27 protein-coding genes are annotated in these 25,455 nt (G+C 62.1%); 17 read left to right on the plus strand and 10 right to left on the minus strand.

The features are described 5' to 3' along the window. The first annotated feature begins 157 nt into the window (after positions 1–157). From flgB to ACP7DE_RS15715, 12 genes are all read left to right on the plus strand, one after another. Positions 158–520, plus strand: a complete 363-nt coding sequence (gene flgB / locus ACP7DE_RS15660) for a flagellar basal body rod protein FlgB (protein ID WP_034758109.1) — start codon at positions 158–160, stop codon at positions 518–520. Positions 521–528: 8 nt separating this feature from the next. Continuing rightward, on the plus strand, positions 529–945 hold the full coding sequence (gene flgC, locus ACP7DE_RS15665; RefSeq protein WP_034757795.1) for a flagellar basal body rod protein FlgC: 417 nt from the start codon (positions 529–531) through the stop codon (positions 943–945). A gap of 3 nt (positions 946–948) precedes the next feature. Next, the gene (locus ACP7DE_RS15670) at positions 949–1,602 is read left to right on the plus strand and encodes a flagellar hook capping FlgD N-terminal domain-containing protein (RefSeq protein ID WP_426072957.1); all 654 of its coding nucleotides are present in this window, start codon (positions 949–951) and stop codon (positions 1,600–1,602) included. A gap of 58 nt (positions 1,603–1,660) precedes the next feature. Next, positions 1,661–2,839 carry a flagellar hook protein FlgE gene (locus ACP7DE_RS15675; RefSeq protein ID WP_426072958.1) on the plus strand — a complete coding sequence of 393 codons (1,179 nt, stop codon included), beginning with the start codon at positions 1,661–1,663 and terminating at the stop codon, positions 2,837–2,839. Between the two features lie 26 nt (positions 2,840–2,865). Then, on the plus strand, positions 2,866–3,594 hold the full coding sequence (locus tag ACP7DE_RS15680) for a flagellar basal body rod protein FlgF (RefSeq protein ID WP_426072959.1): 729 nt from the start codon (positions 2,866–2,868) through the stop codon (positions 3,592–3,594). Positions 3,595–3,626: 32 nt separating this feature from the next. Next, positions 3,627–4,415 (plus strand): flagellar basal-body rod protein FlgG, encoded by a 789-nt coding sequence (flgG, locus tag ACP7DE_RS15685; protein ID WP_326456109.1) that lies wholly within the window; start codon positions 3,627–3,629, stop codon positions 4,413–4,415. Beyond that, entirely contained in the window at positions 4,415–5,089 is a 675-nt protein-coding gene (gene flgH / locus ACP7DE_RS15690) for a flagellar basal body L-ring protein FlgH (RefSeq protein WP_244199138.1), read from the plus strand. The genes flgG and flgH overlap by 1 nt, the downstream gene beginning before the upstream one ends. A 9-nt stretch (positions 5,090–5,098) precedes the next feature. Continuing rightward, the gene (locus ACP7DE_RS15695; RefSeq protein WP_426072960.1) at positions 5,099–6,211 is read left to right on the plus strand and encodes a flagellar basal body P-ring protein FlgI; all 1,113 of its coding nucleotides are present in this window, start codon (positions 5,099–5,101) and stop codon (positions 6,209–6,211) included. Continuing rightward, positions 6,211–6,615: a rod-binding protein gene (locus ACP7DE_RS15700; RefSeq protein WP_426072961.1), complete on the plus strand. Its 405-nt coding sequence runs from the start codon at positions 6,211–6,213 to the stop codon at positions 6,613–6,615. The genes ACP7DE_RS15695 and ACP7DE_RS15700 overlap by 1 nt, the downstream gene beginning before the upstream one ends. Before the next feature lie 78 nt (positions 6,616–6,693). After that, complete coding sequence (flgK, locus tag ACP7DE_RS15705; protein WP_426072962.1) at positions 6,694–8,055, plus strand: flagellar hook-associated protein FlgK; 1,362 nt, start codon at positions 6,694–6,696, stop codon at positions 8,053–8,055. A 10-nt stretch (positions 8,056–8,065) separates the two neighbouring features. Then, positions 8,066–8,977, plus strand: a complete 912-nt coding sequence (gene flgL, locus ACP7DE_RS15710) for a flagellar hook-associated protein FlgL (RefSeq protein WP_426072963.1) — start codon at positions 8,066–8,068, stop codon at positions 8,975–8,977. Positions 8,978–8,982: 5 nt separating this feature from the next. After that, positions 8,983–10,026 carry a hypothetical protein gene (locus tag ACP7DE_RS15715; protein ID WP_426072964.1) on the plus strand — a complete coding sequence of 348 codons (1,044 nt, stop codon included), beginning with the start codon at positions 8,983–8,985 and terminating at the stop codon, positions 10,024–10,026. 274 nt (positions 10,027–10,300) lie between these two features. On the opposite strand, the gene ACP7DE_RS15720 is transcribed toward ACP7DE_RS15715, so the two are convergent. From ACP7DE_RS15720 to ACP7DE_RS15730, 3 genes are all read right to left on the minus strand, one after another. Then, entirely contained in the window at positions 10,301–12,472 is a 2,172-nt protein-coding gene (locus tag ACP7DE_RS15720; protein WP_426072965.1) for a putative bifunctional diguanylate cyclase/phosphodiesterase, read from the minus strand. Between the two features lie 129 nt (positions 12,473–12,601). Beyond that, entirely contained in the window at positions 12,602–13,456 is an 855-nt protein-coding gene (locus ACP7DE_RS15725; protein ID WP_426072966.1) for a DUF5672 family protein, read from the minus strand. A gap of 130 nt (positions 13,457–13,586) precedes the next feature. Further along, entirely contained in the window at positions 13,587–14,036 is a 450-nt protein-coding gene (locus ACP7DE_RS15730) for a hypothetical protein (protein ID WP_426072967.1), read from the minus strand. 182 nt (positions 14,037–14,218) lie between these two features. Between ACP7DE_RS15730 and ACP7DE_RS15735 the strand changes: the two genes are divergently transcribed. Continuing rightward, positions 14,219–14,698 (plus strand): PACE efflux transporter, encoded by a 480-nt coding sequence (locus ACP7DE_RS15735; RefSeq protein WP_426072968.1) that lies wholly within the window; start codon positions 14,219–14,221, stop codon positions 14,696–14,698. On the opposite strand, the gene ACP7DE_RS15740 is transcribed toward ACP7DE_RS15735, so the two are convergent. From ACP7DE_RS15740 to ACP7DE_RS15750, 3 genes are all read right to left on the minus strand, one after another. Further along, complete coding sequence (locus tag ACP7DE_RS15740; protein ID WP_426072969.1) at positions 14,662–15,621, minus strand: LysR family transcriptional regulator; 960 nt, start codon at positions 15,619–15,621, stop codon at positions 14,662–14,664. The genes ACP7DE_RS15735 and ACP7DE_RS15740 overlap by 37 nt on opposite strands. A 58-nt stretch (positions 15,622–15,679) precedes the next feature. After that, entirely contained in the window at positions 15,680–16,429 is a 750-nt protein-coding gene (locus tag ACP7DE_RS15745) for a YcbK family protein (RefSeq protein ID WP_426072970.1), read from the minus strand. 99 nt (positions 16,430–16,528) lie between these two features. After that, entirely contained in the window at positions 16,529–17,365 is an 837-nt protein-coding gene (locus tag ACP7DE_RS15750) for an EAL domain-containing protein (protein ID WP_426072971.1), read from the minus strand. A 232-nt stretch (positions 17,366–17,597) separates the two neighbouring features. On the opposite strand from ACP7DE_RS15750, the gene ACP7DE_RS15755 reads away from it, so the two are divergent. Beyond that, on the plus strand, positions 17,598–18,422 hold the full coding sequence (locus tag ACP7DE_RS15755) for a class II glutamine amidotransferase (RefSeq protein WP_426072972.1): 825 nt from the start codon (positions 17,598–17,600) through the stop codon (positions 18,420–18,422). 66 nt (positions 18,423–18,488) lie between these two features. Here the strand turns inward: ACP7DE_RS15755 and ACP7DE_RS15760 are convergent, their stop codons facing one another. Continuing rightward, positions 18,489–19,019, minus strand: a complete 531-nt coding sequence (locus ACP7DE_RS15760; protein ID WP_426072973.1) for a GNAT family N-acetyltransferase — start codon at positions 19,017–19,019, stop codon at positions 18,489–18,491. A 301-nt stretch (positions 19,020–19,320) separates the two neighbouring features. Here ACP7DE_RS15760 and ACP7DE_RS15765 point away from each other — a divergent pair, with 301 nt between their 5' ends. After that, positions 19,321–20,376: a sulfate ABC transporter substrate-binding protein gene (locus ACP7DE_RS15765; RefSeq protein ID WP_426072974.1), complete on the plus strand. Its 1,056-nt coding sequence runs from the start codon at positions 19,321–19,323 to the stop codon at positions 20,374–20,376. A 43-nt stretch (positions 20,377–20,419) separates the two neighbouring features. On the opposite strand, the gene ACP7DE_RS15770 is transcribed toward ACP7DE_RS15765, so the two are convergent. After that, the gene (locus ACP7DE_RS15770) at positions 20,420–21,568 is read right to left on the minus strand and encodes a helix-turn-helix transcriptional regulator (RefSeq protein WP_426072975.1); all 1,149 of its coding nucleotides are present in this window, start codon (positions 21,566–21,568) and stop codon (positions 20,420–20,422) included. Between the two features lie 139 nt (positions 21,569–21,707). On the opposite strand from ACP7DE_RS15770, the gene ACP7DE_RS15775 reads away from it, so the two are divergent. Both ACP7DE_RS15775 and ACP7DE_RS15780 read left to right on the plus strand, forming a co-directional pair. Further along, positions 21,708–22,640 (plus strand): hypothetical protein, encoded by a 933-nt coding sequence (locus tag ACP7DE_RS15775; RefSeq protein WP_426072976.1) that lies wholly within the window; start codon positions 21,708–21,710, stop codon positions 22,638–22,640. A 256-nt stretch (positions 22,641–22,896) separates the two neighbouring features. After that, positions 22,897–23,115, plus strand: a complete 219-nt coding sequence (locus ACP7DE_RS15780; RefSeq protein WP_034757699.1) for a TOBE domain-containing protein — start codon at positions 22,897–22,899, stop codon at positions 23,113–23,115. A gap of 43 nt (positions 23,116–23,158) precedes the next feature. On the opposite strand, the gene ACP7DE_RS15785 is transcribed toward ACP7DE_RS15780, so the two are convergent. Both ACP7DE_RS15785 and ACP7DE_RS15790 read right to left on the minus strand, forming a co-directional pair. Next, positions 23,159–23,908: a LytR/AlgR family response regulator transcription factor gene (locus tag ACP7DE_RS15785; RefSeq protein WP_426072977.1), complete on the minus strand. Its 750-nt coding sequence runs from the start codon at positions 23,906–23,908 to the stop codon at positions 23,159–23,161. Next, a complete protein-coding gene (locus tag ACP7DE_RS15790) occupies positions 23,905–25,155 on the minus strand; it encodes a sensor histidine kinase (protein WP_426072978.1) in 1,251 nt (416 codons plus the stop codon). The genes ACP7DE_RS15785 and ACP7DE_RS15790 overlap by 4 nt, the downstream gene beginning before the upstream one ends. Between the last annotated feature and the right edge of the window lie 300 nt (positions 25,156–25,455).

Consider the following 25,455-nt stretch of genomic DNA (forward strand, 5'->3'; position numbering starts at 1 on the left):
TTCTCAAAGTAAATCATTGCTAACCTTAATCAAAGAGACTGAAGCGGCATGACCTTACCATGCGTCAACATGACCAGGCTGGAATTTTACTTCTGCACCACCTATTTTCTGGCCCGAACCGCTAAAAGCACGATCGAATTCAATACAAAGGATGACCATGGGGATTAATTTCAAGGATGCGCTGGGCGTGCACGCTGATGCACTCGCGCTGCGTGCCGACCGTACCCGCGTGCTGGCGGCCAATATTGCCAATGAAAATACGCCCGGCTTCCAGGCCATGGACATGGATTTCGGCAGCGCCCTGCAGCAGTTGCAGGACAACGAGGCCGGCCTGCTGTCGACCGATGACGATGCCAGCGCCCTGTACCGCGTACCCTACCACCCCAGCCGCGACGGCAATACCGTCGAAATCGGCGTCGAGCAGGCGGCGTTCTCGCAGAATGCCACCGACTTCCAGACCAGCCTCACTTTCGTTAACATGAAACTGAAGGGTCTGTCCAAGGCCATTTCCGGCCAATAAGGATCAGCATGAGCTTCCAGGATATTTCCAAGATCGCCGGTTCGGCGATGGCGGCGCAAACCGTGCGCCTCAATACCATCGCCAGCAACCTGGCCAATGCCGATTCCGTTGCCGGTTCCGAAGGCGAAACCTACCGCGCGCGCAAACCCGTGTTTGCGGCCGTGATGGACGGCCCCGGTGCCAGCGGCGCCGGTGGAAGAGTACAGGTGCTCGACGTGGTGCAAAGCGATGAACCGCTGCGCAAGGTGTATGAACCGGGCCACCCGATGGCCAACGCCGATGGCATGGTGTTCTATCCCAACGTCAACCAGGTAGCCGAGATGACCGACATGATGTCGGCTTCACGCGCCTTTGAAACCAATGTCGAAGTTCTGGGCCGCATCAAGTCGATGCAGCAATCGCTCCTCAAATTAGGTGAAGCATAATCCATGGAAACCAATCTCTTTACAAATAACACCAGCGGCAGCAACAGCGGCAACAATGCCGTCAAGTCGCAGAGCAATGCCACCCAGGACATGTTCACCAAATTGCTGGTCGCGCAGATCAAGAACCAGGATCCCCTCGCGCCGACCGATCCAAGCCAGTTCGTCAATCAATTGACGCAGCAGGCGCAGACGGAAGCGATGCAAAACCTGTCGGCGCTGACCAGCGCCAATGCCAGCGTGCTGCAATCGATGCAAGTGCTGGCCCTGGGCGCCCAAGTGGGCTCCGAAGTGATGGTCAACAGCGAAACGGTCCAGCTCGACAAGAGCAAGGTCAGCGGCAGCATCGCGCTGGCCGCCAGCACCACCAAGACCACCGTCACCCTGAAAGGGCTGGACGACAAGGAATACAAGATCGAACTGGGCGCCAAGGCGGCCGGCACGGTGCCATTCACCATCGATCCCGTGGCCTTGGGCTTGCCTGCTGGCACCTACAGCATGAAGGTCAGCACCAGCGGCACTGAAAAACCGACGGTCGACATCGCAGGCAAGCTCAACAGCGTGCGCCTGTCGTCCGGCGGCAGCATGATACTGAGCGTGTCGAACCTGGGCGAAGTCAACCCTGGCGCGATCACCGGCTTTAACGGCAAAACGGCCTGATCCGCTCGCCCCTTCGTTTCCTGAACACTAATCTCGTCCTTCACTAAAGGAAGTCAACATGAGTTTCGACATCGCCCTGTCCGGCATCCAGTCCATCAACCAACAGTTGAACAGCACCAGTAACAATATCGCCAATGCCGGCACCTACGGCTTCAAGAGCAGCCGCGCCAACTTCTCGGCCATGTATGCCGGTTCGCGCGCCACGGGGACGGAAATCGGTTCGATCACGCAAAGCATGTCGCTCAATGGCGGCGTGCTGAACACGGGCCGCGCGCTCGACGCAGCCATCGACGGCCGCGGCTATTTCGTCGCGCGCGATGCGCAAAACACCATGAGCTACAGCCGCGTCGGCATCTTCTCGGCCAGCAGCGACGGCAAGCTGATCGATTCGAACGGCCGCCTGGTACAGGGCTATGCCGCGGTCAAAGGCAGCACCACCCTGGGTACCATGGGCGACATGCTCATTCCGACGGGTCAGATTCCCGCCGTAGCGTCGACCAAATTGGCATATGCGGCCAACCTGTCGTCCGAATGGACTATCAAAACCCCGGTCTTCAGCAAGACCAATGAGCTGAGCTACAACAGCGCCAAGTCCTCGATCGTCTACGATTCGCTGGGCGCCAAACACTCGCTGGGCCAGTACTTCGTCAAGACGGCAACGGGCGTGGACGTGCATTACACCTTCGACAACGCCGATGTGACGCCGGTGACGAGCATGACCTTCGACACGAATGGCAAACTGGTGACCGGCACGTCTGCCACGCCAGTGCTGCCGACGCCGGCCGGTGCGGCGGCGCTGTCGATCGCCATCGATTACACGGGCACCACCCAGTTTGCCGGCGAAGCGACCACCTCGACCGACCGCGCCGACGGCTATGCCTCGGGCACTTACACGGGCGTGGAACTGGCCGATGACGGCTCCGTCGTGGCGAAATACACGAACGGCCAGAAGCAAAGCATCGGCGTGATCGCCCTGGCTACCTTCCCCGACGAAGGCGCGTTGACGGCCGTCAACGATACCAGCTGGGTCGCCTCGACCACCTCCGGCACCGCCATGTACGACCGTCCAGGCGTCGGCATGGCCGGTAAACTAGTGACGAGCTCGCTGGAACAGTCGAACGTCGACATCACCTCCGAACTGGTGGGCCTGATGACGTCGCAGCGTAACTACCAGGCCAACTCGAAGGTGATCTCGACCGAGAACGCCATGCTGCAATCGCTGATGCAAGCGCTGTAATCCACGATACGCAAAGGTAAAGAGCAATGGATGCGCTGATTTATACCGCCATGAGCGGGGCCGACCGTGCCCTGCGGGCACAGCAGGTACACGCCAACAACCTGGCCAATATCGAGACGGGCGGCTTCCGCGCCAACCTGGAAGTGTCCACTGCCCAGCCGCTGCAAAACGGTTATGGCTACGACGACCGCCACATGACGCAGACGCAGTCGAGCGCCATCGGTACGCGCACGGGCGCCATCAAGGAAACCGGACGCGAACTCGACGTGGCCGTCACGGGCCCCGGCTTTCTCGCGGTACAGTGGCAAAACGGCGAAGCCTACACGCGCGCCGGCGCCATGGACCTCGATGAAACGGGCGCGCTGACCCTCAACGGCCGGCCGGTGCTGGGCGAAGGCGGCCCGATCACGATTCCCGAGCATACCAGCCTGTCGATCGGCGCCGATGGCACGATTTCCATCCAGGTGCCGGGCACCGCGCAAATGCAAACCGTAGACAAGCTCAAGCTGGTCAACGCCGAAGGAGGCGAACTGACCAAGAACGAGGCGGGCCTGATCGTGGCGCGCAGCGGCGAAGACTTGCAGGCTGACCCGACGGTACGTATCCGCGACCGCCACCTGGAAGGCAGCAACGTCTCGGCCGTCGAGGAAATGGTCGCCACCATGAGCCTGAATCGCAGTTTCGAGATGCAGATGAAAGTATTCAAGGCCAGCGATTCCATGACCGAATCTGGCAACCGCCTGCTGGGCGCCTAAGCCCAACGCCAATCAATTACTAGGAGCAACACATGAATCCAGCAATGTGGATCAGCAAAACCGGCGTGCAGGCACAAGATGCCAAACTGCAAGCCATCGCGAATAACCTGGCCAACGTCAATACGGTAGGCTTCAAGCGCGACCGCGTCGTCTTCGAAGACCTGTTTTACCAGGTCGAGCAGCAACCGGGTACGCAGCGCGCCGACAACACCCTCTCGCCATCGGGCGTACAGTTGGGTAACGGTACCCATATGGTGGGCACGCAAAAAGTATTTACCACCGGCAGCCTGCAAACGACGAGCCGCGAATTCGACGTCGCCATCACCGGTAACGGCTTTTTGCAAGTGCTGCGCCCGAACGGCGAAGCGGCTTACACGCGCGCCGGCCAGTTGAGCCTGAATGAAAATGGCGTGATGGTCAACGCCCAGGGCTTGCCCCTGGTGCCGCAGATCACCGTGCCGAACAATGCCACCGCCATCACCATCGGCGAAAACGGCATGGTCACGGCCACCGTGCCGGGCAATGTCAACGGTACCCAGTTGGGCCAGCTGAACCTCTCCAGCTTTGTCAACCCGACCGGCTTGCTGGCACTCGGTGAAAACCTGTTCCAGGAAACGGCATCGAGCGGCACGCCGACGGAAGGCCGTCCCGGAGAAGGCGCACTGGGCAAGTTGAAACAGTTTGCGCTGGAAGGCTCGAACGTGCAGGTAGTCGAAGAGATGGTCGACATGATCGCTGCCCAGCGCACCTATGAAATGAACACCAAGGTGCTGTCGGCCGCCGACAATATGCTGCAATACCTGGCGCAAGCGGCGCGCTGATGACAGTCGCCATGAAAGCCACGGCGGCCCTGCTGCTGGTATTGATGGCCGGTTGCGCCAGCCAGCCGGCCGCGCCGGTGGCGCCCAGCTTTTCCGACACGCCGCTGCCCGTGGCACCGCGCAGTGCGGCGCGCGGCGGCGTGGGCGGTGGCGTGTTCAATCCCGATGCGGGCCTCGACCTGATCTCGGACAGCCGCGCCTTCCGCGTGGGCGACGTCGTCACGGTAGCCCTGCAGGAAACCACGCAGGCCAGCAAGAAGGCCGGCACCTCCTTCAACAAGGGCTCGTCGGTCGGCGTGAATGCTGCCAACATCCTCGGCAAGACCTTCCCCAAGACGGGCATTGATCTCTCCGCCGACCGCAACTTCGCCGGCGACTCGACCAGCACGCAGCAAAACGCGCTGTCCGGCGCCATCACCGTGATCGTGCAGGAAGTGCTGCCGAACGGCTTGCTGCGCGTGCAGGGCGAGAAAACGCTGACCCTGAACCAGGGCGAGGAATTCGTGCGCCTGCGCGGCTACCTGCGCGCGGCCGACATCGATTCCAACAACCAGGTCTCGTCCTTGCGCATCGCCAATGCACAGATCGCCTATTCCGGCCAGGGCACCCTGGCCGAAGCCAATACACCAGGCTGGCTGACGCGCTTTTTCGTCGGCCCATGGATGCCGTTTTAAGGTGACCTCATGAAATTTCGTTCCGCCCTGCCCCTGGCAGCCATGCTGGCCGTGCTCTCCGGCCTGTCCCTGCCCGCCAGCGCCGCGCAAGTGCTGCGCAACCTGGTCAGCATCGAGGGCGTGCGCGACAACCCGCTGGTCGGCTACGGCCTCGTCGTGGGCCTGAACGGCAGCGGCGACACTACCCAGGTGAAGTTTTCCAGTCAATCCGTGGTCAACATGCTCAAGCAGTTTGGCGTGAAGATGCCTGACGGCGCCGAAGCGAAAAGCAAGAACGTCGCCACCGTCATGGTCAGCGCCGTCTTCCCGCCAGGATACCGCCGAGGCCAGGCCATCGACGTCACCGTCTCGTCCCTGGGCGATGCGAAAAGCTTGCGCGGCGGCACCTTGCTGCTGACGCAATTACGCGCCGCCGACAATGAAACGTATGCGCTGGCGCAAGGCAACGTGGTCGTCGGCGGCTTGAACGCCACCGGCAAGAGCGGCTCGTCCGTCACCGTCAACACGCCCACCTCGGGCCGCATTCCCAATGGCGCCAACATCGAGCGCGAGATTATCAGCGACTTTTCCACCAAGCCTTCCGTCACCCTGAACTTGCGCCACCCGCATTTCGAGACGGCCATCAATATCGTCGAAGCCGTGAACCGCCGCTTTGGCGCCGTCGCCACCACGCGCGACGCCACCAGCGTGGACGTGCTGGCGCCGGAAAACCCGACCCAGCGCGTGGCCTTCATGGCCAAGCTGGAAGCCTTGAGCGTCGATGTGGGTGTCGACACGCCGAAAGTGGTGTTCAATTCGCGCACCGGCACCGTGGTCATCGCCGAAGGCTTGCGCGTCAAGGCCGCCGCCGTCACACACGGCTCGCTGAAAGTGGTCATTTCCGAGAGTTCCAACGTCAGCCAGCCGGCGCCGTTCGGCCGCGGCCAGACCACCGTCACGCCGCAATCGAAAGTGTCTGTCGACCAGGGCAATGGCAATATGTTCAAATGGCCGGCCGGCGCCAAGCTGCAATCCATCATCGACGTGGTCAACAGCCTGGGCGCCTCACCCGATGACATCATGGCAATCTTGCAAGCCCTCGACCAGGCTGGCGCAATCGAAGGCGAACTGGTGGTGATTTGATGCTTAATGTAAACGACAGCAGCAGCGCCCTGCCCTCGGCGCTGGACGACAAGACCCCTGCGGCGGCCACGCCGGCCGATCCGCGCTACGCGGCCAAAGCCACCGAAGCGGCCGTCAAGTTCGAAGCCTTCTTTATCTCGCACATGTTGCGCCAGATGCGTTCTGGCACGCGCGAGATGGCAGGCGAAGACAGCGTCTTCAAGGACCCCATCAACAGCGACATGCTGGAAATGGCCGACAACCTGGTGGCCGACAAGATGGCCGGCCAGCGCGCCTTCGGCATCGCCGACGCTATCCTGCGCCAGTTGCTGCCGGCTGCCAGTGCCCCCGTGGCAGCCAAGAATACGGCCAACAGCGCTGCCAAGACCGACAATATTGCAGCAGCGCTTAATAAATCCCTCTGAAGTGTCGCCTGTACAAGGTAACCACGATTCAATGCCTGCCCACCCGCACGCGCCACTCTCACGAAAGAAACTTGCCCAATGAGCATCATCAGCAATGCATTGTCAGGCAGCATCGCCGCCCAGGCCGCACTCAATGCGGCCAGCCAGAACATCGCCAACCTGCAAACGGCGGGTTACACGCGCCAGGGCGTACTGCTGTCCTCGCTTGGCGCAGGCGTGGGCGTACGTTCGGCCGGCAATGGCGTGGAAGTGTCGGCCCTGCTGCGCTTTGCCGATGCCTACAAGAGCCAGCAAATGTGGCGCGCCGCGTCCGACCAGGGCGCCCGTTCGCAGACTCAGCCTTACCTGACGCAGCTTGAGCGCGTGATGGGTGATGATGCCTCCAGCATCAGCAATGGCATCGACGGCTTTTTCGCCGCCCTCAACGCCTCGGCCGTTGACCCGACGTCGACGCCGCTGCGCCAGCAGATCGTCACCTCCGCCGACGCCATGGCGCAGCGCTTCAACAGCATCAGCACCGTCATGGGCAACCAGTTGCTGTCGGTGCAGCAGCAACGCGCAGCGATCGTGCCGCAAGCCAATACCACCCTGGCCAATATCGCCGCGCTGAACCAGCGCATCAGCACTTCCACGGCTGCGGGCACGAATGTATCGTCGCTGATGGATGCGCGCGACCAGCTGATCGATGGCCTGGCCGCGCAAATGGGCATCGAAGTGCTCGACCAGCCGGACGGCTCGCGCAATATCGCGCTGAAATCGGGACAGCCGCTGGTCATCGGCAGCATTGCCGGCACCCTGAGCAGCAATATGACGAACACGGGCGACCAAACCCTGAGCCTCGATTTCGCCAAGTCGACGTACACCCTCGACCCGGTGGCCATCGGCGGCCAGATGGGCGGCCTGGGCGAATTCGAGAAAAATACCCTGAAACCGCTACAGCAGTCGCTGCAAGACATGGCCACGCAGTTAACCGCCAAGGTCAACGCGCAGCTGGCCCTGGGCAAGACCATGGCCGGCACCGCTGGCGGTCCCCTGCTGGCCTACGCGAACGGCAAACTGAGCATTACTCCCGGCTTCAACGCCAAGGATCTGGCCCTGTCGCTGACGGGCCAGACTGGCGACAGTGGCAACTTGCAGAAATTGATCGAAATCAAGAATCAACCGATCACCGTCAGCTGGGTTGGCTCCGTCCTGATGAGCGACGCCGACACGCAACTGGTCGGCAAGCTGGCTATCTACAGCCAGCAAAACCAGGCCCTGCTGAAAACGTCCAACACGGTGCGCGCGCAAGCCATCGATGACTGGAAGTCCACCAGCGGCGTGAACAAGGACGAAGAAGCGATGAGTCTGGTGGAATTCCAGAATATGTACCAGGCAAACATGAAAGTCATTTCCGTGGCGAATAGCTTGTTTGACGCCACTTTGGCAATGATGGGTTAAGGAGAAGATCATGCGTGTCGCCAGTAGCCAGTACCAATCGCTGATCAATATTTCGCTTCAGCAAAACCAGGAACGCATCAACTTCCTGACCCAGCAAATGTCTTCCGGCTTGCGCATTCAGCTGCCATCGGACGATCCGATCGGCAACGTGCGCATTTCGCGCCTGACGCGCGAGCAAGCCATGGTCACGCAATACCAGGACAATATCGCCACGGTGAAAGTGCGCCTGCTGAAGAATGAAAACTACCTGTCGAGCATGGTCACCGACATGGGCCAGGCGCGCGACCTGCTGGTGTGGGCCGCCGACGGCAGCAACACGCCAGGCGACCTGAATGCGATGACGCAATCGCTGACGGCCATGCGTGACAGCGTGCTGTACACGGCCAACCTGAAGGACCAGGAAGGCCGCTACATGTTTTCCGGCACCGCTACCGACCAGCCCGCGATCAAATACGACCCGACGGCAGCCGTCGGGTCGCGCTATAGCTACATCGGCAATACCGACACGCAGACCGTGGTGGTAGGCAATGGCGTGACGCAGGCGGCCAACGTCGACGTGAAGAACCTGGAAGTGTGGCTCAACAAGATCGACCAGGTTGTCACCACGCTCGGTACGCCAGGCGTCAACCCCAGCGACCCGGCCGTGCGCGCCATCGTCAATGACGGTCTCGGCGGCACCGATGATGGCATGGATTTACTCTCTGGCAAGATCGCCATCTTCGGCGGCGCGCAAAACATCCTCACCACGCTCTCCGGCAACCTGTCCAATGTGTCGCTGTCGAACAATTCGGCCCTGTTGGACCTGAAAAAGACCGATATGGGCGCGGCGGCCATTGAACTGACCGGCTACCAGACGGCGCTGCAGGCAACCTATAAAGCCTACGCCAAGGTTGGCACCATTTCCCTGTTTGATCTTCTCTGACCATCATGCAAATCGTTCAGACTTCCTCCTCTGCCGGCGTCAATGCCAAAGGCGCCGGCGCAGCCCGCGTCGTCGATGACGCGTCCGCCGCAGTCAAAGACGGCGCCAGCGCGCGCAGCGAGGCGCCGGCAGCGAGGAGTTCGACGGCGAGTCTGCAGCGCGGCCTGAGCAACTGGGATCATCAGTTGCAGGGAGAAATTTCCAACGCGCAGCAAACGCTCGATTACCTGGAACGCAGCAGCAGTCAGCTGCAAGCGCTGAAAAGCGAACTGGCGGCCAAGCTGGCCGCGCGCCAGGGCCGCGAAGGGCAAGTCGAAGCGCGCGTGCGCCAGTTCAGCAATACCTGGCGCCAGCGCGCCAGCGCCTCGGGCGGCACGCTCGACGCACAGCTCAGCTATACCAGCCCGCAGGCGGCACAGCAGAACTTCAGCATCCGCGGCCTGACCATGGCCAGCCTGCAGGAAGGACCGCAGGAAGTGCTGGCGTTTTCCGTCGGCGGCGCGAACCAGGCCTTGCGCTCGGTGAATATCGAACCTGGCCTGAGCCAGAGCGAAATCATGTCCCGCTTCGACCGTGCACTCATGCCGTCAGGCATCGGCGTCAAGCTGGGCGAGAATGGCGAGCTGGTGTTTAGCACGTCGGAAGCCGCCTGGACCAACGTGCGCGACAGCCTGTCCGTGCGCGGCAGCGGCATCCGCTACCCGACCGGCCAGATGAGCCGCGTGCGTACGGATGCCGAACCTGCCGCCATCGCCCCGGAAGAATGGCATACCGGCGACGTGGAAGCCTTGCGCGCCACCTTGCAGCAAGTGGTGCAGGCGCTGGCGCAGTTGCAGGCGGCGCGCAGTTCCGTCAGCCTGGCCCTGGCGCAAGCGACGGGACGGGTCGCCCGCGCACAACCGGTGCAAGTGAGCGTCAGCATGGATACGCTGGCGGAAAACTTCACGCAAAAGGCTAGCCAGCCCGGCTATGAATCGCTGCTGGCGATCAGCTCGGCGCTGGTCGGCATCAGCCGCGAGCGGGTCGTCGCCTTGCTGGGCCTGGAATAAGCCCCCGTCCACGTTCGCTGCCCTGGCGCACGCGGCACTGAATGGGGCGGAGCCCCTGGCTCAGAACGGTGGACATCCGCAAGATGCTGCTGTTGCTGGCGCTTTGACGAATACGCCAGCGCATTCCGTTATCCACTTCCGACAAGCAGCCACTCGATATCGCCCTCGTCCGCAAGGTATTGATTTTGCGCAACGACAAGATCGGCCACATGATCGTCACCTCGGCCCTGCTGCGCGAGCCGAAGAATGGCGACGGGCCGGCGCAGACGACCGTTCAGGCAGCTGGCCGAGCCGCCAGCAGGCGGTTCATCTGCCCCGCCGGCAACGCGCGGGAAAAGAAATACCCCTGCGCATAATCGCAGCCGGCAGCGCGCAACAGATCGCGCTGCGATGCCGTCTCCACGCCTTCGGCCACGACTTTCAGACCCAGCCGCTGCGCCAGCGCAATGAGCGCCAAGCACAGGCCCTGCCCGGCATCATCGCGCCCCAGTTCGTCCACCAGCGAACGGTCGATCTTGAGAAAGTCAATATCGGCCGTTTTCAGGCACGCGAGCGACACTTGGCCGCGACCGAAATCGTCGAGCGCCAGCGCCAGGCCCATGGCGCGGAACTGGCGCAAGCGGTCGACCACCTGGCGCGCCTCGTCGAGCAGCACCGCTTCTGTTGTTTCGATGACGATGGCGCCCGGTGCCAGGCCCTGACGCGCCAGGTGCCCACCCCAATCCTGATACAGCGCGGCGTCGCAGCGGAATTCCACGGCCGACTTGTTGATGCTGATCTGGAACGCGGCGCCATGCACGTCTTGCCACTGCCGCGCCTGGCGCACGACTTGACGAAACACCCACTCGCCGATATCGATGATCAAGCCGTTCGCCTCGGCAAACGCAATGAAATCGGCGGGCAGCAGCAAGCCGCGCAGCGGATGACGCCAGCGCAGCAGCGCCTCGGCCCGCTCGATGGCGCCATCGCGCAGGCGGATAATGGGTTGATAATGCACTTCGAACTGGTCCTGCGCCAATGCCAGGCGCATCTCGCGCACGGTGTTGCGGCGCACTTCGGCCGCCTGCTGCAAGGCCGGTGTGAAATAGCTGTAGCCGTTGCGCCCCGCACTCTTGGCCGCATACATGGCCTGGTCGGCATGCCGCAGCAAAGTATCCGGCGCCTCGGCATCGGCCGGATAGAGCGCCACGCCCACGCTGGCCGACACTTGCGCCGTGTCGCCGTCGAGCATGAAAGGCAGGGCCAGCGCCGCCGTCAATTCCTGCAGCACGCGCTCGATGCCGCCCAGCTGCCCCACGCCGGCCAGGATGACGGTGAACTCGTCGCCGCCCAGGCGCGCGACCGTATCGGTGGCGCGCACGCGTTCGCTGATGCGCCGCGCCGCCTGGCGCAGCAGCATGTCGCCCTTCTCGTGGCCCAGGCGGTCATTCACCTGCTTGAAATGGTCGAGGTCAATGAACAACAGGGCCAGGCAAGCGCCTTCGCGCCTGGCGTGATGCGCTTCGTGCTGCAGCCGGTCGAGAAACATGTGGCGGTTCGGCAAACCCGTCAGCTGGTCGAAATTGGCTTGCCGCCAGATGCGCTCGGACGCTGCGTGCTGCGCCGTGATGTCGCTGACCAGCGCCAGCGCACCCAGGTAAGTGCCGCCCGAGTCGAAGATGGGATTGGTGGCCAGCGTGACCCACAGGGTGCTGCCGTCACGCCGCAGGAACTTGAATTCGTGGCGTTCGGCAATGCCATCCTGGCGCCGCGCAATGTTGCGCTCCAGAATGGTGCGTCCCTCGTCATCCATGAAGGCGGCCAGCGGCTGGCCCAGCATCTCCTCGATCCGGCAGCCCAGCATCTGCGCCATCTTCGGATTGACAAAGCTGGTCAGCGCCTGCGCATCGATTTCCCAAATGCCCTCCTCGGCGCTGTGTACGATGCGCCGGAAGCGTTCTTCGCTGCGTTCAAGCGCCGCCAGCTTGCCCTCGGCCTGCTCCAGCACCAGGCGCAGCGCCTGGCCGTTCGGGTCGGCGCTGCCCAGCAGGCTGACGGGCAAGCCGGCCTCGCGCGCGCCGGGACGGGACCGCAACTGCACTTGCAGCTGGATGCGCTCGGGCTCGCTGCTATTGAGCACGCGCTGCACGAACTGCTCGTAATCGTGGCGGAACGCTTCGTGCACATAAGAGCGGAACAGCACGTGGCCGGGCCGTTCCCGCGGCAGGCCGAACAGCTCGGCCGCCACCAGGTTGACTTGCAGGATCACGCCATCGAGGCCCAGCACGAAATAGGCGACGGGCGCCAGCAGATATAAATCGTTGAAATACGCTTGCTCGCGTTCAGCCTTCACCCGCTCCGGGCTGAAAACGCCATCGTCAAGCAGCGGCGCGGCATGCTGCGGCATGCCGTCGTGGCGGGGCGGAGAGGAATCCGGAGCAGGTACCGCTTGCGGTGGTGTATCCATGGCTATCCTTGGCACCGCCGCCCTGGCAAGCAGGTGGGTGCAGTACCGAGACTAGCATGCGCGATGCGCAGTGTCGAGCGATGCATGCCGGTACGCCACTTTCACCACAAGCGCCCCGGCGCGCCGCCGTCAAGACAGCTGCGCTGGCAGCGCAGCGGTGCGCGAGCGGCCTCGCGTGAGCGCATGCCAGCCGGCGCGCAAGGCAAGCAGGCAGGCATCGGCGACCATGGCGGCGCCACCATTGAGGCGCCGGCGCAATACGCGTGCCGTCATCCGGTAGCGGCCGGAGCGATACAGCTGCTTGATCAGCCCGCGCGCGGCTGGCGTATGTATGATGGCATCGTCGCACAGGAGCAGGTAGCCGGTCAGTTCCGCGTCATCCAGCACCCGACCAAAGTTGAAAAAACCATGGAAGCCGAGCGTGGGACCGGTGGGCAAAATGCCTTCGAAGGCAAAGCTGGAAGCCAGGCTGGCGTCGGCAAAGCGTATGCCGAAATCCGCGCGCAGCCGGTCGCCATGCAGTTCACAGATCGCATAGTCCTCGGGATGGGGCTGCTCGATGGCGAGCTGTGGCAAGACCTCGTACAGGCGCCGCGATCGCAGCGAAAAGCCGCCATTGCCGACGGCCACCGGGCGATGCGACCACGGTGCGCCTATGTAATCACAATCCAGAAAAGCGCTCTGCCATTGACGCGCATCCACGATGAAACTGTCCCACTGCATGATGAGCACATGCGTGCCGCTGAAATGGGCGCCCAGTTCATGCACCATGAATGCCGAATACGCCTCCACGCTCTCGATGGGGGCAATCAGCACCTGGCGTATGTGCGGGGGCAAGTCATGCAGGCGGGAAGTGAACAGCAGGCATTCTTTGAAAGCGGCGCCGGCCAGGCAGCGCTCGATGGCAAAGCTGGCCAGCTCGGGATAGCGCGTTTCCACGCACACCAGGCTGATGTTGCGGAGGTCGAGCTTGTCATTATGCATCGCAGGCTTTTCATCGGAGTGTAGGGCGGAAGGCATGCCACGCGCGGGCATGGCATATTTTGCAACGCCAATATCATACAGCGCAAACCGGAGCCGGACAAGGGGCATGGCCCCACCGCCGTGCGAACGGTCAGCGGCCCATGCTGCGCCGGCGCAAGCCGAAATCATGACCCACCACCAGCAAGGTGCTGGCCACCAGGCTGGACAGACCCACGATCAGCTGGATGAGTTTATCGTCAGGCAAGATCCACAACGACGCGTCCGGCGCCTCGCAGCCCGTCGCAGCACTGATGAGGGGCGAGACCCAGGCCGCGTCCGGCGTCACGTCGAGCACGACGGCGCCGTCGGCGCTGGTCTGCATATAGATATCCCCCCCTTCGGCCAGGGTGAAACAGATGCCCACGCCCGTTTCCGTGGCGCGGATATTGTCCTGCATGCTGCGGTTATGCTCCTCGATCCACACTTCCACGTCGTACGGTGTTTCCAGGTGCTCCCACGGACGGGGGCGAAAACGGGGACGTTCGTCCGGGCTGGCGTCGCCGGGGGTGTCGGGGATGTTGCTGTCTGCTGCGCCTTGCATGCTCGTTGACCTCTTCTACGGTGATGCGGCGGGGCCGGTTGCCCGCCAGCCTCCATTATCCACCGTTCACGGCCAGCCTGGCATTACTGGCGCACATCCATCAGAAAAACTGATGGCTATTAACTTTTAACATCAGCAAGTCTGACTTAAAATAGCCACCATCTCTTCTTTACAGGCTTTACATGCAAGGCATCAAACGCAAAATCGTCTACGTCACCGCCTTTGAAATCATCGGCATGGCCATTTCCACGGCCTGGCTGACTCTGCTTTCGGGCGAATCGCCCACCAGCACGGGCCCGTTGGCGATCATGATCACCAGCGTCGCCGTGATCTGGAACCTGCTCTACAACACGGCCTTCGAGTATTGGGAAATCCGCCAAGTCTCGCGCACGCGCACCGTCTGGCGCCGCGTCCTGCATGCGATCGGCTTCCAGATCACGCTGGTCATCTACCTGATCCCGCTGATCGCCTGGTGGCTCAACATCAGCCTGTGGCAAGCCTTCGTACTGGACTTCGCCCTGATGCTGATCATCCCGTGCTACAGCTTCATCTTTAACTATTTCTTCGATGGCCTGTTCGGCGTGCCCCTGTCGGCGCAGCAGCCGAAGGAAGAACCGGCCGGACTTCAGGGAGCCACTGCCGGCACCTCGGTCAGCAACTGAAGGAAGGACCGTGCCGCCATGCCCAGCGGCCGGTCCTTCATCCACACCAGATGGATGGGCACGACCAGGCCATTGCCCGTATTCTTGAATGCCACGCGGCGCACGCGCCCCGCCGCCAGCGAGTGGGCGATGGCCGAGGCGGCAAAGTTACCCCAGCCCAATCCGGCCTCCACCATCGCCAGCGCCATCGGCAAACTGTCCGTGCGCCAGTAGGACAATCCCACCACGGGGCGCGCATCGGCCAGGTCGAGTTCGCGGCTGGCCACGATAATCTGGCGCAAATTCACCAATTCCTCGATATACAGGGGCCGGCCCGCCGCGCTGGGCGGATGCTGGGTGGAAATAATCGCCAGCAAGGCATCGCTGCCCACCAGCTGGAACTGTTCCTCGTGATTGATGCGTCCGCCAGCGAAAGCCATGCAAGCGCTGATGCGGCCCCGGTGCAACATGTCGAGCACATCGTCCTGCGGCGCCGTCAGCACCTCGATGTCAAGCAGCGGATGGCGCTGCGACAGCGCGCGCACGGCGGCCAGGAGGGGCGCATGGTCGAGCTCGGCCGCGATGCCCAGCGAAATGCGGCTTTCCAATCCCTGCGACAATTCCTGCACGTGCAAGTGCAATTGCTTCAACTGCTCGGCGATCAGGCGCGCGTGGGGAATCAGCGCCGTGGCGGCGGGCGTGGGCACGGCTTCGCGCGCGCCGCGGTCGAACAGGGCGATGCCCAGTTCCGCCTCGATGTTGGCAATCGCCATGCTGACGGCCGACGGCGCCCGCCGCAAGGCGCGCGCGGCGGCCGAGAACGAGCCGCCGTCGACGACGGCCAGGAACAATTCGATGTTATGGCTGGAGAGTTTCATGGGGTGGAAAAGGGTGGCACTTTTTGACGCGCCGACGGTCAAATCGGCAATGACCGGAGCCAACATGCCTCATCCACTGCCCTACCGCTGCGGCGGCTATATAACGCTTGCCCGGCGTGGGGGCTTACCCTTTCCAGGTGCGCTGCAGTCCGGTATCCGCATGGATCCAGCCGCCACGGGGGCCTGAGCGGTAATAGAAGCCCACGCCGCCCTGCTTGAAGCTGCGCACCAGCGAACCGAGCACTTCCGCGTTCAGATTCGCCACGCGGATGTCGGCGGCGCGGCCCGAGATATGCAGCGACTGGCGCGCCGCCGGCACACCAGCTTCACGCAGGCGGCTGTTCGATTCGGCCGTGCGGTAGCCCGACAGGATCTCCAGCGGCTGCTCGATGCCGTAGCGGGCCACGAATGCTTGCGTGCCCCACAGGGTTTCCAGCAATTTCGGGTCGATGGGCGCCGTCTTCTTGCCGTTCACGTCGCGCAGCAAGTGGCACAATTCCTGGTAGGCCGAATCGATGACTTCGCCATCTTTCCAGTACAGCAGTTTCGCCTTTTCATTGCTGGCTGGGCGCACCACTTCCAGGGTACGCGGCTTGAGCCAGAATTCCAGGTCCAGCGCCTGCGCGTCGAAGATGTCGGGAGGCGGCGCCATCTCGCTGATGGCCTGGCGCGACTGCGAAGTGATCGAGCGGTCGACGCTGGCCAGTTGCGTCGGCTGGGGCGGCACGCCCGTGCGCGGCGCGCGCGGCTTGGCGCTGGCCGAAGCCGAGGCGGGAGCAGCCGTGCGCGAGGCGCAGCCAATGAGAGGGGTGGCTACCAGGCCCAGCGCGGCCAGGCCCATACCGTGGTGTAGAAAATTTCTGCGCGATGCCATAGTCAGTCCAATTTAACGATGGGAATACTATAGCGTATTGTGCTGCGAAGAAAAACCCTCAATGTCTATCGTGTCGCCCTCATTTCAACATCTGGCGCCCTACGCGGCGGCGCCGCTGGCCACAACATCCTGCTTTGCCTGCGCCAGCGCCGTCAGGGGCTTGTCCTGCAAATAGCCCTGGGCCACGATGGGCAAGCCCGTGATGGCGGCGACGCGCTGCAGCGCGGCCAGCGCCGCCAGCGTGTCGAGGCGCTTGAAGATGACGCGAATTTTCGCCGCATGGCACAGGGTGACGAAGCTGGCAACAGCCTGTTCATCGCTGAGGTTGCCCGCGTCGAGCTTGAACGCATGCGGGTGCAAGCGCTCCAGCATGCCGCTTGCCTCGTGCACGCTGGCCACGTTGATGGCCAGACGGAAACCGTTGCGCCGGTAATTGTCGGCCACGTAGTTGAGCAGCCAGCCCTGGTTCGGCGTGACCGTCGGCAATTGCAGCACGATGCGCTCGATGGGCAAGCCCAGCGCATCGAGGATGCGCTGGAAGGCGTGGCCGTGATTGCTGCTGACAGCACTCAGCAGGCGGTCATGCACGCTCAGGTACAGGTCGGACTGCTCCGCTTCACTCTGGCGGAAGAAATTAATCGCATGCAACATGCGGCACAAACGGTCCAGCTCCACCGATTCGTCGTCGCTGGCCGCATGGTCGAGCAGGCGCCACAGCGACAAGCCCTCGTCCGCCTTCGACACGCTGCGCGCCAGCCCCTCGAACGCCACCAGCTTGCCGCTGCCCAGTTCGCGCAGCGGCTGGAAGGCGCTGGTCATGGTGCAATTGAAAAAGCGCCCCAGCGCCCTGCCCTCCCCGTCGAGCCAGACACTGGTGCCGGCCTGGGTTTGATGCGACAAACGGGCCAGGTAGTTCTTCAGGACGGGAAATGGCATGGATGCTCCTTCATCGGGCTGCGCCAACTGCCCTCATGGGGAGATGGCGCCAAAGTGTGCAGAGTAAGGCAGCGCCAAGCAAAGGAGAACGAATGGTTTCGCCGTTTCATATGCGGCCAGCAAATAAGAACACCGTCATGGACAGCGCATAACGATAGTCGGAAACATTCCTTCCCGCCCCAGACGCCGGCCATTACTGTGGACGTGTACCGATACCATCAGAAGGGCCGCCATGTGCCAGTTACTCGCAATGAACAGCAGCAAGCCGGCCGCGCTGGGATTTTCCTTTGCCGGTTTTGCCGAACGGGGCGGACGCACGGACGAGCACCGCGACGGCTGGGGCATCGCTTATCATTCCAGTAGCGGCTGCACCTTGCTGACGGACCACCTGGCGGCCGTCGATTCGCCGCTGGCCGCCACCGTGCAGCAGCATCCCGTGAAGGCGAAAAACATCGTCGCGCATATCCGCAAGGCCACGCAGGGCCGCATCGCGCCGGAAAACACCCACCCGTTCGCCCGCGAACTGTGGGGCAAAACCTGGTCCTTCGCCCACAATGGCGACTTGAAAACGTGGCGCGCGCCTGCCAATGCGTATTACCATGCCAGTGGCGACACAGACAGCGAACAGGCTTTCTGCCACCTGCTGGCCCGCTTGCGCACGCAGTTCCCCCTGGGGGAACCCACGCGTGCTGCGCTGCGCGCCGCCATCGCCGAGGTCGCCACGGACATCGCCACGCACGGCAGCATCAATTTCATCCTCTCGGACGGCGAGCTGCTGTTTGCCCACTGTTCCACGCATTTGCACTATGTGATACGCGAATACCCGTTTTCCGTGGCACAACTGATCGACTGCGAGCGCAGCATCGACTTTCGCCAGCATAACCACCTGGACGACCGCATCGCCGTCATCGCCACGCATCCCCTGACGCAAAACGAGGACTGGCTGGCGTTCGCGCCCGGCGAACTGAAACTGTTTGCCGGCGGCACCTTGCTGCAAGTGAACGATCACGCGCAACAAGGCATGCAAAAAGGCGTGTATATCCAGATCAGTTACTGAAGGGAAATAGTCAAAGGGAGGAAAAAGCCCGCCGCCGGCTGGGCGGGCTGCAGTGCAGGATAGCCGTCAGGCCGAATTGCAGTTGCAAAAGCGCTTGCGCTTGGGGTCGCCGCTAGCAATACCTGCGGGGTCAATCTGTTTCCAGCAAAAAATGGTTTCCACGCCATATGGCGAACGCACATTGCCCGCCTCGACATATCCCTGCTTGACGAAAAAGGCCTGGCTGCTGGCCGTGCTGTGCAGTTGCAGGGCCTTGATACCCCACTCGCGCGCTTGCGCTTCCAGCTGTTCCACCAGCGCCTTGCCGGCGCCCTGGCCTTGCGCATCAGGCAGCAGGTAGCATAGGGCCAGCTTGCCGGCACGCGTCAGCAAGGCGACGCCGACAACGGTGCCCGCCTCGACTGCGACCAGCGAAAAGTTGGTAGGCGACGCAAACCAGCACGCCACCATCTGTGGTGTTTTATTGCCCAGCCAGGCTTCCAGGATGGCCGGATCGTCCCGATGATCGAGGCTGCAGCATTCGACGATGGAGCGTCGTAATACGTTGCACGCCTCGAAAGCGTCGGTCGATGTTGCAATACGAATTTCAAGACTCATGTACGCTCACAAAATATTCCAGTTACCAATGCAGACGGTTTTACCCCTGTATCGTGCGATTCGACTATACACCAAGCGGCGCAATCAGGTTTTTTGCCGCACGCCACAAGCTGGTTTTGCCTATGGCGCAATGCTTGCAGACTAAGTGCGGATGCGCACCTTGCCCACGAATGTTTCCAAAAATCGATATCTGTTTTTTAGCGCAAACGGGAATCAAGTCTAAGCATATTACGAAAAATTCGTTTCTTTTCCGGCCGGAATTTTAGACTATGTCTATCTATTCTCACAACAAGAGTTCAACATGACCCATTCCAACGCCGTATCGACTAGCGCAGCGACGCTCACCCAACGCTCGCGCCGCTGGTTCCTGGCCAGCGCCCTGGCCGCGTCGGCTGCCGCCATGAGCCTGCCGATGGCCGCCAGCGCCGCCGAACCCGTGGTCTTGCTGAATGCCTCGTACGACGTGATGCGCGAACTGTTCAAGGACGTGAATCCCGCTTTTATTGCTGATTGGAAAGCCAAAACGGGCGAAACCATCACCATCAAGCAGTCGCACGGCGGTTCCAGCAAGCAGGCGCGCTCCGTTGCCGATGGCCTGGAAGCGTCCGTCGTGACAATGAACCAGGCAAATGACATCGATATCCTCGTCGACCGCGGCCTGGTGGTGGCCGACTGGGCCAAGAAATTCCCGAACAATGCGGCGCCGTTCTATTCCACCATGGTGTATCTGGTGCGCAAAGGCAACCCGAAACATATCAAGGATTGGGACGACTTGGCCAAGCCCGGCATCAAGGTCATCGTGCCGAACCCGAAAACCTCGGGCAATGGCCGTTACACGTATCTGGCAGCCTGGGGCTATGCGGTGAAAAAAGGCAGCAGCGAAGCGCAGGCGCGCGAGCTGGTGACCAAGTTGTTCAAGAACGTGCCTGTGCTCGACGGCGGCGGCCGCGGCGCCACCACCACGTTTACTCAGCGTGAAATCGGCGACGTGCTGGTGACGTTTGAAAATGAAGTGCAACTGGTGCGCGCCGAATTCGGCGACAACTTCGAAGTGGTGTATCCAAGCATCTCCATCCTGGCCGAGTCGCCGGTGGCCGTGGTCGACAAAGTCGTCGACCGCCGCGGCGTCCGCAAGGAAGCCACGGCCTACCTGCAATACCTGTACTCGGAACCGGGCCAGGAACTGGTCGCCAAGCACTATCTGCGCCCCCGCTCGGCCACGGTAGCGAAGAAATACGCGGCCAGCTTCAAGCCGATCACCCTGTTCACCGTCGATGACGTGTTTGGCGGCTGGAAACAGGCGCAAAAGAAACACTTTGACGATGGTGGTGAATTCGACAAGATTTATCAGAAGTAATCTTCGCGTATCAGCAAAAAACCGGGACAATGTCCCGGTTTTTTTATGGCGGCGCGCCAGCGCCCCACTCCAGTGCGCTAAACAGGCTGGCGATCTCGCTGCTGCGGCGCGTGCCCGTCTTGGCCAGGATCGCCTGGATCTGGCTGCGAACGGTACTGATGCACACGCCCTTGCGCTGCGCGTACTCGGCAGGCCCCACGCCGTCCGCCAGCGCCAGCGCCAGCGTCCACTCGGCGCCCGTCAAACCGCATGGACGCTCGGCCGTGCCCGGCCAGTGCCGCCGCCCTGCGCGGAACAGCGGCCGCAGGGACAGCATGGCCAACGCCGCCCCATCGCCGGCACCATCCTGTTCTATGCGCACGGGCAACGGCAGAATGCCAATTTCCAGCGCCGGCCGTCCATCCTCATCGCAGGCATACAAGGGAGCGGGACGGTGGCAGGCCAGCCCTGCGCACGCTTGCCGCACGCGTTGCGCCAGTTGCTGCTGCAGCTGGCTTGCGCGCACGTCCACGCTGCCGCCGCGCAAGGCAAGCAGCGGGCGCGTCGGGGGCATGGCGGCTAGCAGGCGCTGCGCCGCCAGGTTCATGAAAGCCAGTCGCAGGCAGGCGTCGACCAGCAAGATGGCGCGGGGCAAGGTATCGAGTGCCTCCCAGGCCAGTGCGCCATGGGCCTGGGCCTGCTGCGCCGTATCGCGCAGGCTCAGCACCTGCGGCAAATGGTCGAGCACGCGTTGCAGTTGGCTGCGCGTGCTCCTGTCGAAGCGCCCCTGGCCGGCAGCACGGTGGGCCGACAGGATGGTGAGCGCGCCATTGTCGGGGACGACACCGCTGCAGGAATAGCGCAATCCGGTGCGCAAGTAAAAGTCCTGGAAATACTCGCTGTGCGCCACGGCCTGGTCGCTGAAATAGTCCTGCATCAGATGTACGCGCCCCGGCGGCCCCTGGGTCAGGACCGCATAGCCGGGATCGAGCGCGTGATAGTAGCGGCGGTAACCGTGCTCCCACGCTTGCTCGTCCAGTCCTGTGACGCAGGCACGCGACGGCGCCATCCCCGCTGCCGATTTCAGGAAGCAGCAGGCAACGTCGCCGCCGGCCAGCCGCGCGAACGCGCGCAGGGCCGCGCCCCACTGCGCCGGCTCCAGTGCCGCCCGGTAAAAGGCGGCGATGACCGGATCGGCACCTTCTTTATTCATTCCCTCTCCTAACGACACTACCTCTTCAGATGAAGGATGCGCACGCGCGCCAAGGCAAGCACCATGATGGCAATGGCGGCAGCATCCGGCGCTGCCGCCTGCCAATCAATACAACCATCAACGTTCAAGGAGCCATATCATGCCCGCCACCCATACCACCGTTTTCGACAAGACTGTATCGGCTCGCCTCATTCATGCATCGCAGCGTCTGGCCGTGGGCAGCGCCGTACTGCTGTCGCTCTCGGCCTGCGCCAATTTCAACACCATCGATCGCACTACGGCACTGCCCAAGCATGGCACTGCGATACATCTAGATGCGCCGCAACGCCTGGCATATGCCGATGCCGAAGGCGTGATTTGTGCCGAACCTACCCCCGACGCCTTGCAAACCTACATTTCATCGCTAGGCGCATCTGTCAGTGCCGCGGACAACGCAGCTTCGGTATCGAATGCGTTGCAGGCCAATTCGCAAAGTATCGGTCTGCATTCGCAATCGATCACCTTGATGCGCGAGCATCTATTCCGTATTTGCACCTTCGCACAAAATAATTGGCTTTCCGACGGCGATGTCATGATGCTCATGGCGCGCTCGCAGGATCTCACATTAAGAGTATTGGCCATCGAGCAATTAACGGGCGTGATGACTCCGCGCACGACAGCCAAATTGCCGCTTTCAGACACGGAGGCCACCAAGCAATTGCAAAACAAACTCGAACAGGCAAAACTTGATCTTAACGACAAGAAAACAGCTCTGACACAATTGAACGACGCGGCAGGCACGCAAAACGCGCGTAGCGGCGATCACCCCGACAGAGCAGCGCTCCTTGAAGATCAGACAAAAGACGGCAAGAACAGTTCCGCGCCGACTGAGGTAGCAGCCGCGCGACTGGCGGTGGCATCTGGCCAGGACAAGGTATCGTTACTGCAACAACAAGTCGAAACAAGCAAGGTACAGGCCGGGTTTGTGACTTTGCCCGATGAGAGCGGCATCAGCTTTCTCCAACGGCAGCCGAGCATATCGCTAAGGCCACGCAGCATATCGTTGAGCAGATTTTGCAGAAAAATCATCTGACTGACATGTGCATCAATATGTTCAACCGCTTCAGTCGCAACAAACAACTGCCTGAAAAATAGTTAGACATGATGGCGCGATGTGACCTCGTCCTTCAGAACGCGATTACGCACGTTGCTGCGACGCTCTGACGTACTTTTCCACATGAACTTTTTCGCATAACGATATGCGCATCGATTCGTGGTCAAAACCGCGCGCGCGCCGTACTCTGGCCATGTCGTGCCGTATGGCGCATCACCGCTGTAAAGGAAACATCATGGCTATCTCGGAAGTGAATGTACGCAACCAGTTCCGCGGCAAGATCAAGGAAATCATATTCGGCCCCGTGGTCTCGGAAGTGGATGTGGAAACGCCGCACGGCATCGTCACCTCGGTGATCACCTCGCGCTCGATCAAGGACCTGGACCTGAAAGTGGGCAGCGAAGTCATCGCGCTGGTGAAATCGACGGAAGTGTCGATCGCCAAGATACAGTAAGCGCAGCGCAGCCCCGCCAAGTGCGGGGCGTTTGCATGACAGCTTAATCACGAAACAGATGCGTAAACGTGCGGCTGACGGGCAGCTTTTCCGTGCTGCCGCGCAGCAGCACCTGCATGCGCTCGGCGTCGATGCGTTCGGCCGCCTCGATGGCTTTCACGTTGACCATGGTGCCGCGATGGATTTGCCAGAACTGGTCGGGATCCAGGCCGCCCAGCAAATCCTTCAGCGGCGTGCGCACCAGCGCTTCCGAGCCTGCCAGCACCACGCGCGTGTACTTGGTGTCGGCCTGGAAGAACAGCACGTCGTCGATGTCGATCAGACGGATCTGCTTGCCCACGCTGGCCCTGATCCATTTCAGTTTTTCGCGCGGCGGTGCCGGCAGCGCCGCGCGCAGCGATTGCAGCAAGTGGGCCATGTCCGCCGGCTGCGCGCCCAGCTTGTCGCGCAGCCGGGCCAGCGCCCGCTGCAAGCGCTCGGCCTGCACGGGCTTCAACAGATAATCGACGGCACCCGCGTCGAAGGCATCGACGGCGTACTGGTCATAGGCCGTGACGAACACCACGTGGGCGCGCTTGCCGATGCGCTCGGCCACTTCCAGGCCCGACAGGCCAGGCATACGGATGTCGAGAAACACCACGTCCGGCTCGTACTCGAGGAAACCGTCCCAGGCATCGTTGCCGTTTTCCGCCACCAGCACGATGCGCGCCTCGGGCCAGGCCAGCGCCAGCATTGTCTGCAGGCGTTCGCGCATCAGCGGCTCGTCTTCGGCGATCAGGATGGTGGCGTTCATGCGGCGGCTTCTTTCACACTGGTTTCAATTCTGATGGGCAGCAATATGTCAGCGATCACGCCGCCCTCCTCTCCATCGCACACGGTCAGGCTGGCGGACGGATCGGACAACAGCAGCCGGCTGCGCACGTTTTCCAGGCCCAGGCCGCCGCCCTGCACGCTGCCCGTGCCGCTTTCCGGCAACCCCATGCCCGTGTCCTGGAGGCGCAGGCGCAGCATGCCGTCCACCCGCAACGCCGACAGGCTGATCTCCCCGCCGCGCAAGGACGGTTCAATACCGTGCTTGATGGCATTTTCCGCCAAAGTCAGCAAAATCATGCTGGGAATCGTCGCGTGCGCAAACTCGGCCGGCAAATCCAGCGCATAGCGCAGGCGGGAGCCCATGCGCGCCTGCATCACGCGCAAATACGCTGCCACCATGTCGAACTCGCTTTGCAAGGGCACTTGCTCGCAACGCATCTCCGCCAGGCTGGCGCGCAGGAAAGCGATTAGGTCGGCAGTCAGCGCCGCTGCCCTGGGCGCTTCCTGCTCGGCCAGCTGCTGCACCGCACCCAGGGTATTGAACAGGAAATGCGGCTCGATTTGCGCGCGCAGCAGGCGCAGCTGCGATTCGCTCAATTCGCGCGCAAGGCGGTCGCGCTCGGCATCCCGCTGCAGTTGCAAAGTCAGCGCTTCGTATTGCCGGTTGCGCCAGGTGGTCACGATCGCCAGCGGCACCATGTAAAACAAACCGGCCACGAGCAAGGCGATTCCGCCCACGCGCAGCAATCGCTCGAAAGCCATGTCCATGGAGCCCGTATCGCTCAAGCCGGCCAGCAGCACGCCGGCCGCAACCCCTGCGGCGCAGGTCGACACGATCAGCAAGAGTTTCCTGAATTTGTAGCGCACGGAACTGCGGTAATTGAACCAGACACCCACCAGGCCCCACGCCAGCGCAAAACCCAGGCCGTTGCTGAAGACGAGGGCCTTGAGCAACTCGAACTTGGCCGGCAGCAGCAGGTGCAGGGCAACGCCGATGGCGCTGAACAGCAGCGTCAGCTTGAACGCGGCGATGTAAAACCCGGCGCCACGGTACTTGAGCAGGAAATCGTGCAATTGCTGGCGCTCGATCGGCGTCAGCTTGGCCAGCTTGATGGCGATGTAGCGGCGCGCCCGTCCCCGGACCTGCGCCGCCATCTCGGGGTGTTTCAGCACCAACAGCGATTCTTCGTCGATGCTGCGGTACCAGTCCGTATATTTTTTTAACACGATGCGTTCTCCGTGGTCTGTAATTCAGGCATGAACGCAGTCTACGGTGCCCCCGTTGCAGGGCATAGCGCGGGGCGACGAAGCACGAAGCGGCAGGCCCCAACGACGAAGCGCGCGGCGCCTGCCCGACCAAGGCTACCAATCTTGCTGAAATAATACGAAGTTTCCAAGACGAAATCAATAATCGCGTAACAATTTTCACTACGGCAAGATTAGCGGCTTTTATTTGCCAAATCGGCCGCAACACCGCCTGTCACGGGCCTGTACCGTAGACATCGCTTGATCTTTAATGGTATTGTT

The organism is Janthinobacterium sp. DSP2-3-3 (genome assembly GCF_049897325.1).
In the GTDB taxonomy this organism is placed as follows: domain Bacteria; phylum Pseudomonadota; class Gammaproteobacteria; order Burkholderiales; family Burkholderiaceae_D; genus Janthinobacterium.

What these genes read in the sequence shown, in the direction of transcription:
- flgB (WP_034758109.1), top strand. Translation starts at nt 158, where the DNA reads ATGGGGATTAATTTCAAGGATGCGCTGGGCGTGCACGCTGATGCACTC.
- flgC (WP_034757795.1), top strand. Translation starts at nt 529, where the DNA reads ATGAGCTTCCAGGATATTTCCAAGATCGCCGGTTCGGCGATGGCGGCG.
- ACP7DE_RS15670 (WP_426072957.1), top strand. Translation starts at nt 949, where the DNA reads ATGGAAACCAATCTCTTTACAAATAACACCAGCGGCAGCAACAGCGGC.
- ACP7DE_RS15675 (WP_426072958.1), top strand. Translation starts at nt 1,661, where the DNA reads ATGAGTTTCGACATCGCCCTGTCCGGCATCCAGTCCATCAACCAACAG.
- ACP7DE_RS15680 (WP_426072959.1), top strand. Translation starts at nt 2,866, where the DNA reads ATGGATGCGCTGATTTATACCGCCATGAGCGGGGCCGACCGTGCCCTG.
- flgG (WP_326456109.1), top strand. Translation starts at nt 3,627, where the DNA reads ATGAATCCAGCAATGTGGATCAGCAAAACCGGCGTGCAGGCACAAGAT.
- flgH (WP_244199138.1), top strand. Translation starts at nt 4,415, where the DNA reads ATGACAGTCGCCATGAAAGCCACGGCGGCCCTGCTGCTGGTATTGATG.
- ACP7DE_RS15695 (WP_426072960.1), top strand. Translation starts at nt 5,099, where the DNA reads ATGAAATTTCGTTCCGCCCTGCCCCTGGCAGCCATGCTGGCCGTGCTC.
- ACP7DE_RS15700 (WP_426072961.1), top strand. Translation starts at nt 6,211, where the DNA reads ATGCTTAATGTAAACGACAGCAGCAGCGCCCTGCCCTCGGCGCTGGAC.
- flgK (WP_426072962.1), top strand. Translation starts at nt 6,694, where the DNA reads ATGAGCATCATCAGCAATGCATTGTCAGGCAGCATCGCCGCCCAGGCC.
- flgL (WP_426072963.1), top strand. Translation starts at nt 8,066, where the DNA reads ATGCGTGTCGCCAGTAGCCAGTACCAATCGCTGATCAATATTTCGCTT.
- ACP7DE_RS15715 (WP_426072964.1), top strand. Translation starts at nt 8,983, where the DNA reads ATGCAAATCGTTCAGACTTCCTCCTCTGCCGGCGTCAATGCCAAAGGC.
- ACP7DE_RS15720 (WP_426072965.1), bottom strand. Translation starts at nt 12,472, where the DNA reads ATGGATACACCACCGCAAGCGGTACCTGCTCCGGATTCCTCTCCGCCC.
- ACP7DE_RS15725 (WP_426072966.1), bottom strand. Translation starts at nt 13,456, where the DNA reads ATGCATAATGACAAGCTCGACCTCCGCAACATCAGCCTGGTGTGCGTG.
- ACP7DE_RS15730 (WP_426072967.1), bottom strand. Translation starts at nt 14,036, where the DNA reads ATGCAAGGCGCAGCAGACAGCAACATCCCCGACACCCCCGGCGACGCC.
- ACP7DE_RS15735 (WP_426072968.1), top strand. Translation starts at nt 14,219, where the DNA reads ATGCAAGGCATCAAACGCAAAATCGTCTACGTCACCGCCTTTGAAATC.
- ACP7DE_RS15740 (WP_426072969.1), bottom strand. Translation starts at nt 15,621, where the DNA reads ATGTTGGCTCCGGTCATTGCCGATTTGACCGTCGGCGCGTCAAAAAGT.
- ACP7DE_RS15745 (WP_426072970.1), bottom strand. Translation starts at nt 16,429, where the DNA reads ATGGCATCGCGCAGAAATTTTCTACACCACGGTATGGGCCTGGCCGCG.
- ACP7DE_RS15750 (WP_426072971.1), bottom strand. Translation starts at nt 17,365, where the DNA reads ATGCCATTTCCCGTCCTGAAGAACTACCTGGCCCGTTTGTCGCATCAA.
- ACP7DE_RS15755 (WP_426072972.1), top strand. Translation starts at nt 17,598, where the DNA reads ATGTGCCAGTTACTCGCAATGAACAGCAGCAAGCCGGCCGCGCTGGGA.
- ACP7DE_RS15760 (WP_426072973.1), bottom strand. Translation starts at nt 19,019, where the DNA reads ATGAGTCTTGAAATTCGTATTGCAACATCGACCGACGCTTTCGAGGCG.
- ACP7DE_RS15765 (WP_426072974.1), top strand. Translation starts at nt 19,321, where the DNA reads ATGACCCATTCCAACGCCGTATCGACTAGCGCAGCGACGCTCACCCAA.
- ACP7DE_RS15770 (WP_426072975.1), bottom strand. Translation starts at nt 21,568, where the DNA reads ATGAATAAAGAAGGTGCCGATCCGGTCATCGCCGCCTTTTACCGGGCG.
- ACP7DE_RS15775 (WP_426072976.1), top strand. Translation starts at nt 21,708, where the DNA reads ATGCCCGCCACCCATACCACCGTTTTCGACAAGACTGTATCGGCTCGC.
- ACP7DE_RS15780 (WP_034757699.1), top strand. Translation starts at nt 22,897, where the DNA reads ATGGCTATCTCGGAAGTGAATGTACGCAACCAGTTCCGCGGCAAGATC.
- ACP7DE_RS15785 (WP_426072977.1), bottom strand. Translation starts at nt 23,908, where the DNA reads ATGAACGCCACCATCCTGATCGCCGAAGACGAGCCGCTGATGCGCGAA.